This window comes from Micromonospora sp. NPDC050187 (genome assembly GCF_044459745.1).
Classification (GTDB): Bacteria; Actinomycetota; Actinomycetes; order Mycobacteriales; family Micromonosporaceae; genus Micromonospora.
Map to the genome: position 1 here is coordinate 1 of NZ_JBITJH010000012.1, position 13,217 is coordinate 13,217.

The following is a 13,217-nucleotide window of genomic DNA, read 5'->3' on the forward strand; positions in this document are numbered from 1 at the left end:
ATGCCGCTGACCCAGGCCGCCCAGACGGTGCAGGTGTCGGCGTACCCGGACCACTACGCCCAGTGGGAGAAGCAGGCCGCCGACCTGGTCGCCGAACTCTGGACCAAGTGACCTACACGAGGGCCTTTTCCCGGGATCGGGAAGGGGCCCTCGTGCTGTCTACGCGCCGGCGGGGCGGAGGTCGGCGTCGTGGCGTACCCGTCGGGCGGGAGAGCCGACGATCCAGGCGGCGGCGGTCGCCATCCCGATCGCGCCGAACGCCAGCACGGGTGTGGTGCCCCGGGCCCGCCGGAGGTCCGGGTCGCGCCAGGCGGTCAGGAGTGCGTCACGCTGAGGCCGTAGATCAGCGTCTGGCCGTGGTTGTCGCTGCTGCACGGCGACGAGTTGCCGCAGTTGGCCTGGGTGTACGCGCCGGCCTTGAAGTAGGCGCCGGAGAAGCTCTTGTCGAGCGTGGTCTGTAGGGTGCCGTTGTAGTACGCCCTGACCTGCCCGCCGCTGACCACGAACTTCACCTGGATGCGGGTGCCGAGCTGGTAGCTGCTGGTCACCAGCTTGTGGTGGGTGGTGTCGCCGTTGGTGACGTAGAGGTTCGTCCCCTCGAGCCGGAACACGGTCACGTCGTCGTCGCCGTCGTGGATCTGCGCGCCGACGAGGTGCGGCTTGGTGGACGGCAGGCGGGTGAAGGCGAGGTCCACGGTCAGGGTGTGCGTGCCGGAGGTGGAGGACCAGGCCGCGTTGGACGACCCGTTGTTGGTCATCTCGCGCAGCTCGGAGCGGGGGTAGCTGGACCCGCCGGTGGTCACGCCGTTGACCGGGGCGCGGAACTGCACCGCCCGGCACGAGTCGGCGGTGACGAACCACGGGTTGACCTGGTAGCTGTCCAGCGCCGGCTGCTTGATCTCGGTCGGGCTCTCCGACGCTCCGGTCGGCAGGGTGATCTTCCAGTTGGTCAGGTTGAGCACGTCGGCGGGGACGGAACAGGGTCCGCCGCTGCCGTCCGCCCCGTACACCCGGGCCTCGGTGATGCTGTTCCAGTCGTTGTACGTGTTGCCGTAGCCGACCACCCGGATGTAGCGGGCGGTGCGGTCGGCGAAGCCGTACGTCTCCAGTTGCGTGGTGCTGCCGCTGCTCGTCCGCTGGCTGACCACCGTGTTCCAGGTGGAGCCGTCGCCGGAGACCTGCACGGCGAACGTCTGCACCCGGGTGTCACCCTGGTGCCAGGCGACGGCGATCGAGCCGATCGTGGTGCTCGCCCCGACGTCGAAGCGGATCCAGGAGCCGTCTCCCTCGGCCGACCAGCGGGTGTTCAGGTCACCGTCGAGGGCGTTGGCCGGCACGTTGCCGTCGTGCGAGCTGGCGGTCACGGCGGAGACCGGCAGGGTCGTGGCGGCCTGGGCGGGCGCGGCGGTCACGCCGAAGCCGAGCAGCGCCAGCGGCAGGATGGCAGCCATCGATCGTCGCAACGGACACCTCACAGGGTCGGGGCAAGCTCCATCGCTTTGCCAACCGCGAGCGACCTTAGGGAACAATTCGTCGCCGGTCAATGTGTTCCGGGCCCATGCCGTTGCCCGAAAGAGGGCCAGTCGTGGAAATCCCCATTCTTCGCGTCGCCTGAGCAGCGGAACCTGTCGGGCGTCGAACGGTCGCGGTGGTCGTCGCCGCCAGGTTTCAGACGGGCTGAAAGGGGGAGATGCGGTCGGATTTCCAATCTGTGGAGGGAGCGACATGGCCACCAGAACCGGTTCCCGCGCTCGGACCAGTCACCCCGTGCGCCGGGCTGCCCAAGTGGTCGGGGCGGTCTTCCTGCTGATCGGGGTGCTCGGCTTCGTGCCCGGCATCACCTACGACGTCGGCGAGATCACGTTCGCCGGCCACGACTCCGAGGCGAAACTGCTCGGCCTGTTCCAGGTATCGGTCCTGCACAACCTGGTGCACCTCGCGTTCGGCGTCGCCGGGCTCGCCCTGTCACGTACCGTCTCGGGCGCACGGACGTACCTGGTCGGCGGTGGCGCGCTCTACCTGGTGCTCTGGCTCTACGGCCTGGTGATCGACCACGACTCCAGCGCGAACTTCGTACCGCTCAACACGGCCGACAACTGGCTCCACCTGTTCCTGGGCGTGGGCATGATCGCCCTCGGCGTCATGCTGACCCGGGGTAAGCGGGCCCCGCGCTAGCTCTCCGTGGGGCGGGGGCCGGCGAGCCGGGCGGCGCGCATCAGCAGGTACCGCTGCTCCGGCTGGCTGCTGGTGCGCTCGGCCGCCGCCCGGTAGTGGACGGCCGCCGCCTCCCGGTCGCCGGCCATCTCGTGCAGGTGGGCGCGGGCCGCGTGCAGGCGGTGGTGGCCGGCGAGGCGGGAATCGGCGGCCAGTTCCGCGAGGGCGGCCAGACCGGCGACCGGCCCGTGCACCATGGCGTACGCCACCGTGCGGTTCAGCGCCACCACCGGGTTGTCGGCGTGCCGTTCGAGGACCCCGTACAGGGCGAGGATCTGCGGCCAGTCGGTCTCGGCGGCGGTGGGTGCCTCGTCGTGCAGTGCCGCGATGGCGGCCTGGATCTGGTACGGGCCGACCGGTCCCCGGGGCAGCGCGTGGGTGACCAGGGCGACGCCCTCGGCGATCGCGGCCCGGTCCCAGCGGCTGCGGTCCTGGTCGGCCAGCGAGATCAGCTCTCCGTGTGGCCCGGTGCGGGCCGCGCTGCGGGCGTCGGTGAGCAGCATCAGGGCGAGCAGCCCGGTGACCTCGCTGTCGTCGGGCAGCAGGGCGTGCAGGGTCCGGGTCAGCCGGATGGCCTCATCGGACAGGTCGACCCGGAGCAGGTCGGGGCCACCGCTGCTGGTGTGCCCCTCGGTGAAGATCAGGTAGAGGACGTGTAGCACGGCGGCGAGCCGGCGACCGCGTTCCGACTGTTCGGGCATCCGGAACGGGATCCCCGAGGCGCGGATGCGCTGCTTGGCCCGGCTGATCCGCTGGGCCATGGTGGCCTCGGGCACCAGGAAGGCACGGGCGATCTCGACGGTGCTCAGGCCGCCGACCGCCCGCAGGGTCAGCGCGATCGCCGAGGCCGGCGAGAGCGCGGGGTGGCAGCAGAGGAAGAGCAGGACCAGCGGGTCGTCCCGGTCTGTCGTCAGGGTCTCGTCGGCTGCCGGTGCGTACCGCCGGTCCGCCGGCTCGTGGCGGGCGGCCAGGTCCTCCCGCCGCCGCCGGGCCTGCTCGCTCCGGACCTGCTCCACCATCCTGCGGTACGCGACCTGGACCAGCCAGCCGCGTGGGTTCTCCGGCACCCCCTCGACCGGCCACTGTTTCGTCGCCGCCAGCAGCGCTTCCTGCACCGCGTCCTCGGCGGTGGCGAAGTCACCGAACCGGCGGGTGAGCACGCCGAGGACCTGCGGCGCCAGCTCGCGCAGCAGGTCCTCGGGGGCGTGGGCGCCCGTCAGATGTCCTGCGGTGGCGCGGACATCACCGGGTGCACCTCGATCGGCATGTTGACCGGACGTCCGCCGGGGCCGGGGGCGGCCGAGGCGAGCGCGGCGATCTCGACGGCCCGCTCGGCGGACTCCACGTCCACGACCCAGAAGCCGGCGAGGAACTCCTTCGTCTCGGCGAACGGGCCCTCGGTGACCACCGGTCGACCGCCCTCGCCGGCCCGGACGATTCTTGCCTGCTCCGGTCCGCCCAGGCCCTGTGCGTCGACCAGCTCACCCGTGGCGATGAGCTTCGCGTTCAGGTCGCCCATGAACCCGATGTGGGCCCGGATCTCCTCCGGCTGCCAGGTGTGGATCGGCGGGAACTCGTCGAACGCTCCGCTGAACTGCATCAACAGCATGTACTTCATGGTCTGCTCCTCAGGGCCACCGCACCATTCTCGGCGCTTGCACCCTGGGTAGAAGCTGCCACCCGGGTTCTCGACATCCTCTGCGGGAGAAATCTCGGAGATTTCTCAGTCGCCCGGGGCGAAGCGGGCGAGGGGGTTGGCGAGGGTGCCGACCAGTTGCAGGGCGGCGGACGGGTCGGCGAGGTCGACCATCTGCTCGTTGTTGCGCAACTGGAGCCGGTTGAGGCAGGACAGGGCGAACTCGTCGGCGAAGAGGTCGTACCGGGCGAACCGCTCGGCCAGGTGCGGCACCCGGTCGCGGTAGTCGGCGGCGCACTCGGCCACCGTCCGCCAGAAGGTCTCCTCGTCGATGACGCCCTCGGTGGCCAGCACCGCATTCAGGTGCCGGAAGAAGCAGTCGAAGACGTCGGTGAAGATCGACAGCAGCCGCATGTCCTCCGGGACGTCCGCCTGGACCCGGCGGACCTGCTCGGGCAGCTCCACCGCCGGGTCCATCACGCAGATCTCCTCGGCGATGTCCTTGAAGATCGCCCGCTCGACCGTCCCGCCGTCGAGCACCAGGATGACGTTCTCGCCGTGCGGCATGAACGCCAGGTCGTAGGCGTAGAAGGCGTGCAGCAGCGGCACCAGGTAGGCGTCCAGGTAGCGGCGCAGCCACACCTCGGGGGCCAGCCCGGACTCCTCGATCAGCGCGGCGGCCAGCGAGCGACCGTCGGCGTCGACGTGCACCAGCGACGCCATGGTGGCCAGCCGGCGACCCTCCGCCAGGCCCGGCACGGGGCTCTCCCGCCACAGCGCGGCGAGCATCTTCCGGTACGGCGAGTACCGGTCGGTGGCCGCCTCGAACTGCCGGTGCCGGTAGCCGACGGCGGCCCGCTCGCGCAGCAGGGTCAGGCCGGTCTCCTTGATCACCTCGTCGGCGTCGAACAGCTCGGCGAGCCAGTCGTTGATCGCCGGAGTGGCCTCCATGTACGCGGCGGAGAGCCCGCGCAGGAAGCCCATGTTCAGCACCGACAGTGCGGTCTTGACGTAGTGCCGCTCCGGCGCGCTGACGTTGAAGAAGGTGCGGATGGACTGCTGGGCCAGGTGCTCGTCCGGCCCCTCGCCGAGGCAGACCAGCCGCCGCTGGGCCACCTCACCGGCGAAGGTGACCGCGAGCCGGTTCCACCACTGCCAGGGGTGCACCGGGATGAACAGGTAGTCGGCCGGGTCGAGGCCGAGGCCGGTGAGCGTGGCGGCGAACCGGTCCAGGGTCTCCGCACCCAGCTCGTACGTCACCAGGGCGTCGTAGTCGAGGTCGGCGGCGCAGGTGAAGGTGGCGTGGTCGCGGTGCGCGGCGAGCCAGAGCAGGCGGACCGGGTGCGCCGCCTCGGGGGCGTACCGGTGGTATTCGTGGATGCCGAAGCCGAGCCGTCCGTTGTTCGCGACGAAGCAGGGGTGGCCCTCGGTCATGCCGGTCTCGATGGCCTGGAAGTCGGCGCGGGCCAGGTCGGCGGCGCCCAGCGCCGGCCGGCTCAGCTTGTACGCGGTGCCGGCCAGGGTGGAGGTGATCTCCTCCAGGTAGACCGGCAGCACCCGGTCGGAGAGGCCGAGCGTGCCGCGCAGTTCGGTGACCAGGTCCAGGGCGTCCAGCGGCAGTTCCGCGCCGTCGCGGTGGCGGGTGATGCTCTCCGGGTCGATGTGCCAGTGCTCCAGGGACAGCAGCTGGGCGGTGAACCGGTACTCGACGCTGCCGTCGTCGCTGCGGACCAGGTACGCGCGCACGGTCGGGCCGGCGGGCTCGTCGCCGACCGGCTCGGGGGTGAGCAGGCGTTCGTGGGTGAACTCGGCGAGCGCCTTGCGCACCAGCAGCCGGTTCGCCCGCGTCCAGTGCTCCGGGGTCAGGTGGGCGACGGACAGCTCCGGGCTCAGCTCGACGGTCGGCTCCGGGGTCGGGGCGGTGGCGGTCGGCTCCGGGGTCGGGGCGGCGACGGATTCGACGGGGTTCACGCGCGGGACTCCTCCGGGGACGGCCGGACCGTGGTGTCCAGGCCGGTGGCTTTCTCGAACATGGCCCGGGTGCAGACGCTGAGCAGCGCCTCCTTCTCGGGCTTGGCGACCGGGCCGACCACCTCGAAGCCGACCGCCGCGTTGAGGGCGTGCACCGCCGTGTTGCGTACGTCCGGCTCGACGACCACGCGGTGGGTCGCCGGGTCGGCGAAGAGCCAGGCCATCACGGTGGTGATCACGGCGAGGGTGAAGCCGTGCACGGGTGTCTCGGCGGGAGCGCAGAGGAAGTGCATGCCGGCGTCCCCCTCGGCCGCGTCGTACAGGCCGACGAGTTCGACGTGCGCCGGGTCGTACCGCTCGGCGAGGAACGCCGGCCGGTCCCGCCACAGCCCGACGAAGGCGTCGTGGTGCGGGTGCTCGTGGATGCGGCGGTACTCGGCGGCGACCCGGGCCACGTCCGCGTCGAGCATCAGCCAGTACGCGGCCTTCGGGTGGGTCACCCAGCCGTGCAGCAGCGCGGCGTCCGCGTCCGGGTCGAGGGTACGCAGGGCGAACGCGCCGAGCCGGTCGTCGACCCGGCGGTACACGACGGTGGTCACGACCCGGCACCCGCCGGTACGCCGAACTCCTGGAAGGCGATGCGCTTCTCGATCGGGTAGTACTCCCGTCCGGTCAGCTCCCGGATGATCCACGAGTTGCGGTACGGCCCCATGCCCAGGTCGGGCGAGGTGATGCTGTGTGTGTGGGTGCCCGCGTTCTGCAGGAAGATCTCCCGTCCGGCGTGGTCGACGGTGTAGTTGCGGGCCACGTCGAAGCGGCCGTGGGAGTCCCAGCGGATCCGGTCCCGCACCGGCTCCAGGAAGTCCGGCACCCGGTAGTGGTAGCCGGTGGCCAGCACCAGCCCCTCGGTGTCGAGGGTGAAGTCCCGCTCCTGCTCGACGTGGCGCAGCCCGAGCCGGTAGCTGCCGGCCGACGCGTCGTACGCGGCGCTGGTCAGCTCGGTGTTGGTGAGCAGCCGGGTGCGGACCGGGCCGTCGAGGCTGCGGGCGTAGAGCAGGTCGAAGATGTCGTTGATCAGGTCGGAGTTGATCCCCTTGAACAGGTTCTTCTGGTCGGACTCCAGCCGGTAGCGGGTCGGCTCGGGCAGGGCGTGGAAGTAGTCCACGTAGTCCGGGGAGGTCATCTCCAGGGTCAGCTTGGTGTATTCCAGCGGGAAGAAACGCGGCGACCGGGTCACCCAGTTGAGCTGGTAGTCGTGGCTGTCGAGGTCACCGAGCAGGTCGTGGTAGATCTCCGCCGCGCTCTGCCCGCTGCCGACCACGGTGATGCTCCGCTTGGCCCGCAGGGCGTCCCGGTGCTCCAGGTAGTGCGCGTTGTGGATCATGTCCCCGCTCAGCCCCGCACAGGCCGGCGGCACGTACGGCGGGGTGCCGGTGCCCAGTACCAGGTGCCGGGCGCGGTACTCGACGGTCTCGCCGCTCGCGGCGACCGTGGCCCGGACGGTGTAGCCGCCGTCGGCGTACTCGACCGAGGTGACCTGCTGGCCGAACCGGAGCGAGCCCAGCTTGCCGGCCGCCCAGCGGCAGTAGTCGTTGTACTCCCGGCGGAGCGGGAAGAAGCTCTCCCGGATGTAGAACGGGTAGAGCCGGCCGGACTCCTTGAGGTAGTTCAGGAAGGAGTACGGGGAGGTCGGGTCGGCCAGGGTGACCAGGTCGGCGATGAACGGCGTCTGGAGCCGGGTGGACTCCAGCAGCATCCCGGGGTGCCAGTCGAAGTCCGGGCGGGCCTCCAGGAAGACGCCGTCCAGGTCGGCGATCGGCTCGGTCAGACAGGCCAGGCCCAGGTTGTACGGGCCCAGCCCGATCGCGATGAAGTCGTGGGTCGACATGGTTCTCCAGGGAACGAGGGGCGAGGACGGTCAGCCGACGTGGCAGGGTTCGGCGGCGACGTCGACGGACGGCACCTCCGCGGGGGCCGGCACCGACACCTCGGCGGCCGTCCGCGCCCGGACGTACCGGCTCGCGTGCGCGGCGACCAGGTCGAGGACGTGCGCGATGTCGTCGATCGTGGTCTCCGGGTTGAGCAGGGTGAACTTCAGGAAGTGTCGGCCGTCCACCTTGGTCCCGGCGACGACGGCGGCGCCGGAGGCGGCCAGTGCCTCCCGGGCGTGCAGGTTGGCGTCGTCGGCGAGGTGACGGTCGGCCGGCAGGTACCGGAACACCACCGTGCTGAGCTGCGACCGGGTGACCACCTCGAACCGAGGGTCGGTGCTGAGCAACGTGTAGGTGTCCGCAGCCCGGTCCACCACCTCGTCGAAGAGCGCGCCGAGGGCGTCCGCCCCCATGATGCGCAGGGTCAGCCAGAGCTTCAGCGCGTCGAAGCGGCGGGTGGTCTGGAGGCTCTTGTCGACCTGGTTGGGGATGCGCTGCTCGACCATGCGGGCCGGGTTGAGGTAGTCGGCGTGGTAGGTGGCGTGCCGCAGCACCCGACGGTCCCGCACCAGCACCGCGCTGGAGCTGACCGGCTGGAAGAAGGACTTGTGGTAGTCCACGGTGACCGAGTCGGCTTGCTCGATGCCGTTCAGCAGGTGCCGCCGGGTGGTCGACACCAGCAGCCCGCAGCCGTACGCGGCGTCCACGTGCAGCCACACCCCGGCGGCCCGGCACTGCTCGGCGATGGCCGGCAGCGGGTCGATGGTGCCGAAGTCGGTGGTGCCGGCGGTGGCGACCACGGCCATCACGACCAGCCCGGCGCGGTGGCAGCGGTCGATCTCGCGGGCCAGCGCCTCGGGGCGCATCCGCCGGTCCGGTCCGGTCTCGACGGTGACCACCGCGTCGCGGGCCAGGCCGAGCAGCTTGGCCGACTTCTGCACGCTGAAGTGTCCGGCCGCGGAGGTGAGCACGCGCAGCCGGGGCAGCAGCTCGGCCCGGGGCACCGGCTGGGACGCGCAGGCCTCCTCCCGGGCCATCAGCATGGCCTGGATGTTGGACTGGGTGCCGCCGCTGGTGAAGACCCCGTCGGCGGTCGGGCCGAGGCCGATCCGGTCGGTCGTCCAGTCGATCAGGCGGCGCTCGATCAGCGTCCCACCGGCGCTCTGGTCCCAGGTGTCCATCGAGGAGTTGACCGCGCTGAGCACCGCCTCGCCGAGCAGCGCCGGGATCACCACCGGGCAGTTCAGGTGCGCCAGGTAACGGGGGTGGTGGAAGTAGACCGCGTCGCGGAGGTAGACCGAGTCCAGTTCGTCGAGGGCGGCGGCCGGGTCGTGCAGCGGCCGGTCCAGGTCGATCCGGTCGATCTCGGGGGCGAGCCGGTCCGGGGTGATGCCGGTGAACGGACGGTCGGCTCCGGCGACGCGGCCCGCCACCCGGTCGATCCCGGCGCTCACCGTCCGCCGGTAGTCGTCGACCGTGTCCTGGTTGAGCAGGTACGCGCGGGCGGCCGTAGGCCGGCGTCGCGCCGGTCCCGGCGCGGCTTCGTGCCCCTGGAGGTTCATGGCGGTTTCCTCAACGGTCGCGTGGAGACGGTCAGAATCGGCCGGCGGTGGGAAACGGACAGACCGGCGCGAGCCGTGGTTAGGTTACCCTAACCTAACTTCTTGTCAAGGAGTTGTGATCGAATCGCGTACCGTCACTGAGCGGGATTGTGCGTGAGCCCCTCCGTTACGTAGGTTAGGCAAACCTTATCGATGGAAGGGGTCGGGTGGAACATCAGGTCTTCCGTGATCCGTGGGGAATTCCCCACCTGCGGGCCGACGATCCGCAGGCTCTGGCCTACGCCCAGGGGCGCAACGCGGCGATCGATCGCGCCTGGCAGATCGAGGTGGAACGCCACCGGTCACAGGGGACCAGCGCGTCCTTCCTCGGGGCGGAGGCGCTCGACTGGGACCGGTTCGCCCGGCAGGCCCGGCTTGCCGACACCGCCCGTCGGTGCCACGACAACCTCGACCCGGCCACCGCCGCCTGGTTGCACGCGTACGTCGACGGCGTGAACGCCGGCCTCGCCGCCGGGGCCCGCCGGGCACCGCAGTTCACCGCCACCGGGCTGACCCCCGGCCACTGGCAGCCCTGGACCCCGCTGGCCGTCTGGCTCGCCCACCACATCCTGTTCGCCGGGTTCCCGGCCAAGCTCTGGCGGACCGAGGTCGCCCGCCACCTCGGCGAGGAGGCGGTCCGCCTCTTCGCCACCGACCGCCCCGACACCGTTGGCAGCAACGGCTGGCTGCTCACCGGCGCGCGGACCGCCAGTGGGGCGGCGATCGTCGCCGGGGACCCGCACCGGTTCATCGAGGACCCCGGCATCTACCAGCAGATCCGGCTGGCCTGCCCGGCGTACGACGTGGTCGGGCTGGCCGTGCCGGGTGTGCCCGGCATCGCCCACTTCGGGCACACCGGCACGGTGGCCTGGGCGATCACCAACGCGATGGCCGACTACCAGGACCTCTACGCCGAGCGGCTGCGCCGCCGGGGCGACATCGTCGAGGCGCTCGGCCCGGACGGCTGGCACCCCGCCGAGCGGCACGTCGAGACGGTCGAGGTGGCCGACGGTGACCCGGTCGAGGTCGAGGTCATCGAGACCGGGCGCGGACCGGTGATCATCGGCGGCCCCGACGACGAGCAGGCGATCAGCCTCCGTTACCCGCCCCGGGTCTCCGGCGACCTCGGCTTCGCCGCGCTGCCCGCCCTGCTCGCCGCCACCCGGGTCACCGACGTGGACGCCGCCGTTGACCACTGGGTGGAGCCGGTCAACGTGGTGCTCGCCGCCGACACCGAGGGCGGCCTGCTGCACCGGGCCGCCGGGGCGGTGCCGGTCCGGGACCGGGCCAACGGGCTGCGGGTCGTCCCGGCCTGGGAGCCCGGCCACGAGTGGCGCGGCTGGCACGACCTGCCCCGCGCCGAGGTGCGCGACCTCGCCGTGATGGCCAACGAACGGGGCGTGGCCACGCCGCTCGGCGTCGAGTTCGCCCCGCCGCACCGGGCGAACCGGATCCGGGAACTCCTCACCGCCCGCGAGGACTGGACCGCCGACGACCAGGCGACCGTCCACACCGACACCCGGCTGGCGTCCGCCGAACCGCTGCTCGCCCTCCTCGCCGGCCTGGACGGGCTCACCCCGGCCGCCGCCGCGCTGCGGGACCGGCTGCTGCGCTGGGACCGCGAGATGCGCGCCGACAGTGTCGACGCCGCCGCGTTCGCCGCCGTCCGGGCCGGGGTGGTGCGCCGTCTCGCCGCGCACCCGACGCTGACCCCCCTGGCCGACCCGACCCGGTACCCGGCACTGTTCCACCCCTGGCTCGCCCTGGTGCCGAAGGTCGGGTTCGCGCTGGAGAGCCTGCTCACCACGGATCTCCCTCCCACGGATCTTCTCCCCGTGGCGGACCGGGCCGCCGCTGCCCGTGCCGCGCTCGACGAGGCGGCCGACGCCGCCCCGACCCCGTGGGGCGAGGTGCACCGGCTCGCCCCCTGGGCGGCCCTGCCCGACCCGGAGGAGCGGTGGCCGGGCCTGTCCGGCGACCACGACTGTGTGCTCGCCACCTCCAGCGTTCCCGGTGCCACCCACCTCTGCTTCCGGGCGTCGGCTGCCCGCTACGTCTGGGACCTCGGCCGACGCGACGACAGCCGGTGGATCGTGCCGTTCGGGGCGTCCGGGGTGCCCGGCGACCCGCACCGGCGCGACCAGTTGCCGTACTGGCTGCGCGGCGATCTCGCCCCCGTCGTCACCGACTGGCACCGGCTCATTGAGGAGCGTGATGACGAGACCCACTGACCCGGTCTGGCGGCGGCGCGTCGACGGCTTCGGGGAGGTGTCGATCCGGCTCGTCGACCCGGTCGCCGACGCCGACCTGATCCACGACTGGGTCACCCGGGAACGGTCCCGCTTCTGGGGCATGCGGGACGCCAGCCGGGAGCGGGTCCGGGAAATCTACGCCTACCTGGACTCGCTGGACACCCACCACGCGTACCTGATCCACCGGGACGGCCGCCCGGTGGGGCTTTTCCAGACGTACGAGCCGGCGGCCGACCCGGTGGGCGAGTGCTACGACGTGCGGCCGGGCGACTTCGGCATCCACCTGATGGTCGGCCCACCTGACGGCGGCACCGAGCCGGGCTTCACGGGTACGGTGCTCGGCGCGTTCCTCGACTTCGTCCTGACCGACGGGTCCCGACGGCGGATCGTCGCCGAGCCGGACGCCCGCAACGAGCGGGCCATCGCCCGGCTGGTCCGCGCGGGCTTCGTCCCCGGCCCGGAGGTCGACCTACCGCACAAACGCGCCCGGCTCCTCTTCCTGGACCGCCCCGGGTCCGACCGCCCCGGCGCGGCCCCCGCCCCCGCCCCTGCTTGATCGACTCGTCTTGCGGCATGTCGGGGCATCCGTGGCGGCCCGGATGGGGCCAACATGCCGCAAGTCGAGTCGATCAAGCGGCCGGCCGGCGGCCGGCGGGCGGGGCGGGGCGGTAGTCAGTCGGCGGTGCGGCCGAGGCGCCAGTAGCCCATGAAGGCCACCGCGCTGCGGTCGAGCCCCCGTTCGGTGACCAGGTGTCGGCGCAGTCCCCGGATCACCGCCGCCTCACCGGCCAGCCAGGCGTAGAGCGGGGCGGCAGGGGGCACGTCCGGCACCTCCCAGAGGATGTCCCGGTCGACGTCCACCTCGGCCAGCGACCCGACCGGCGCGGGGAACCCGCCGGCCAGCGCGAGAGCGGGCCGGCTGGCCGGCAGCAGTTCCCCGGCGAGCGCCGCCACGGTCGGGGCGAGCCGGCTGCCGTGAGCCGCGCCGATTCGGGGCAGCCAGGTCACCGTCATCCCGGACGGAGCGGTCACCGGCAGGACGTCGCCGGTGTCGGGCACCTCGATCAGGGCGTGGCCCCGGGCGTCGGCCGGCAGCCGCTCCAGGATGGCGCAGATCGCCGGGGCGGCCGTCTCGTCCCCGGCGAGCAGCAGCGTCCCGACCGCCGGGGGCCGGAACTCGACCCCGCCGTGCACCCCGTCGTACCCGGCGTCCGGGCCCACCAGGCCGAGCCGGTCGCCGAGCCGGGCCCGTCGCGCCCACCGGGTGGCCGGCCCGCCGTCGCCGTGCAGCACCAGGTCGACGTCCACCTCCTGGACGTCCTGTCGGACCGCCCGGACCGTGTACGTACGGATGTGGCAGCGCGTCTCCTCCGGCAGCGTCCGCCACTGCTGGTACCAGTCGGCGCCGTGCGGCAGTTCGGCCACCCGTTCGCCGGTGCGGGGCAGCGCCACCTTGATCCGCTGGTCGTACCCGTTGTCGGCGAACCGGTCCAGGTCCGGGCCGGCGAAGGTGACCCGCAGGAACGACGGGCTGAGCCGGCGCAGCGCACGGACCTCGACGGCGAAGACGCGCCAGGGCGCGACGGAGAGGATGCTCGGCATGGCGGCCTTC

The 13,217-nt window shown here is 72.2% G+C and carries 11 protein-coding genes; 3 read left to right on the forward strand and 8 right to left on the reverse strand.

Features of this window, described 5'->3' with window-relative positions:
- Nucleotides 1-314: 314 nt before the first annotated feature.
- Nucleotides 315-1,451 (reverse strand): polysaccharide lyase family 7 protein, encoded by a 1,137-nt coding sequence (locus ACIBJE_RS19295; RefSeq protein ID WP_396750117.1) that lies wholly within the window; start codon nt 1,449-1,451, stop codon nt 315-317.
- Nucleotides 1,452-1,725: 274 nt separating this feature from the next.
- On the opposite strand from ACIBJE_RS19295, the gene ACIBJE_RS19300 reads away from it, so the two are divergent.
- Nucleotides 1,726-2,175, forward strand: a complete 450-nt coding sequence (locus tag ACIBJE_RS19300) for a DUF4383 domain-containing protein (protein WP_396750119.1) — start codon at nt 1,726-1,728, stop codon at nt 2,173-2,175.
- Here ACIBJE_RS19300 and ACIBJE_RS19305 read toward each other — a convergent pair.
- The 6 genes from ACIBJE_RS19305 to ACIBJE_RS19330 all read right to left on the reverse strand — a co-directional run bounded on the left by ACIBJE_RS19305 (nt 2,172) and on the right by ACIBJE_RS19330 (nt 9,314).
- Entirely contained in the window at nt 2,172-3,434 is a 1,263-nt protein-coding gene (locus tag ACIBJE_RS19305) for an RNA polymerase sigma factor (RefSeq protein WP_396750415.1), read from the reverse strand. The two genes, ACIBJE_RS19300 and ACIBJE_RS19305, sit on opposite strands and share 4 nt — an antisense overlap.
- Nucleotides 3,431-3,832, reverse strand: coding sequence for a YciI family protein (locus ACIBJE_RS19310; RefSeq protein WP_396750121.1), 402 nt, complete (start codon nt 3,830-3,832; stop codon nt 3,431-3,433). The genes ACIBJE_RS19305 and ACIBJE_RS19310 overlap by 4 nt, the downstream gene beginning before the upstream one ends.
- 105 nt (nt 3,833-3,937) lie before the next feature.
- Complete coding sequence (locus tag ACIBJE_RS19315) at nt 3,938-5,743, reverse strand: IucA/IucC family protein (RefSeq protein WP_396750417.1); 1,806 nt, start codon at nt 5,741-5,743, stop codon at nt 3,938-3,940.
- 74 nt (nt 5,744-5,817) lie between these two features.
- The gene (locus ACIBJE_RS19320) at nt 5,818-6,420 is read right to left on the reverse strand and encodes a GNAT family N-acetyltransferase (protein WP_396750123.1); all 603 of its coding nucleotides are present in this window, start codon (nt 6,418-6,420) and stop codon (nt 5,818-5,820) included.
- Complete coding sequence (locus tag ACIBJE_RS19325) at nt 6,417-7,709, reverse strand: lysine N(6)-hydroxylase/L-ornithine N(5)-oxygenase family protein (RefSeq protein WP_396750125.1); 1,293 nt, start codon at nt 7,707-7,709, stop codon at nt 6,417-6,419. The genes ACIBJE_RS19320 and ACIBJE_RS19325 overlap by 4 nt, the downstream gene beginning before the upstream one ends.
- A 30-nt stretch (nt 7,710-7,739) precedes the next feature.
- Entirely contained in the window at nt 7,740-9,314 is a 1,575-nt protein-coding gene (locus ACIBJE_RS19330) for a pyridoxal phosphate-dependent decarboxylase family protein (protein ID WP_396750127.1), read from the reverse strand.
- A gap of 206 nt (nt 9,315-9,520) precedes the next feature.
- Between ACIBJE_RS19330 and ACIBJE_RS19335 the strand changes: the two genes are divergently transcribed.
- Nucleotides 9,521-11,584 (forward strand): penicillin acylase family protein, encoded by a 2,064-nt coding sequence (locus ACIBJE_RS19335; protein ID WP_396750129.1) that lies wholly within the window; start codon nt 9,521-9,523, stop codon nt 11,582-11,584.
- A complete protein-coding gene (locus ACIBJE_RS19340) occupies nt 11,568-12,161 on the forward strand; it encodes a GNAT family N-acetyltransferase (protein WP_396750131.1) in 594 nt (197 codons plus the stop codon). The genes ACIBJE_RS19335 and ACIBJE_RS19340 overlap by 17 nt, the downstream gene beginning before the upstream one ends.
- Nucleotides 12,162-12,277: 116 nt before the next feature.
- Here the strand turns inward: ACIBJE_RS19340 and ACIBJE_RS19345 are convergent, their stop codons facing one another.
- Complete coding sequence (locus tag ACIBJE_RS19345) at nt 12,278-13,207, reverse strand: siderophore-interacting protein (RefSeq protein ID WP_396750133.1); 930 nt, start codon at nt 13,205-13,207, stop codon at nt 12,278-12,280.
- Nucleotides 13,208-13,217: the final 10 nt, after the last annotated feature.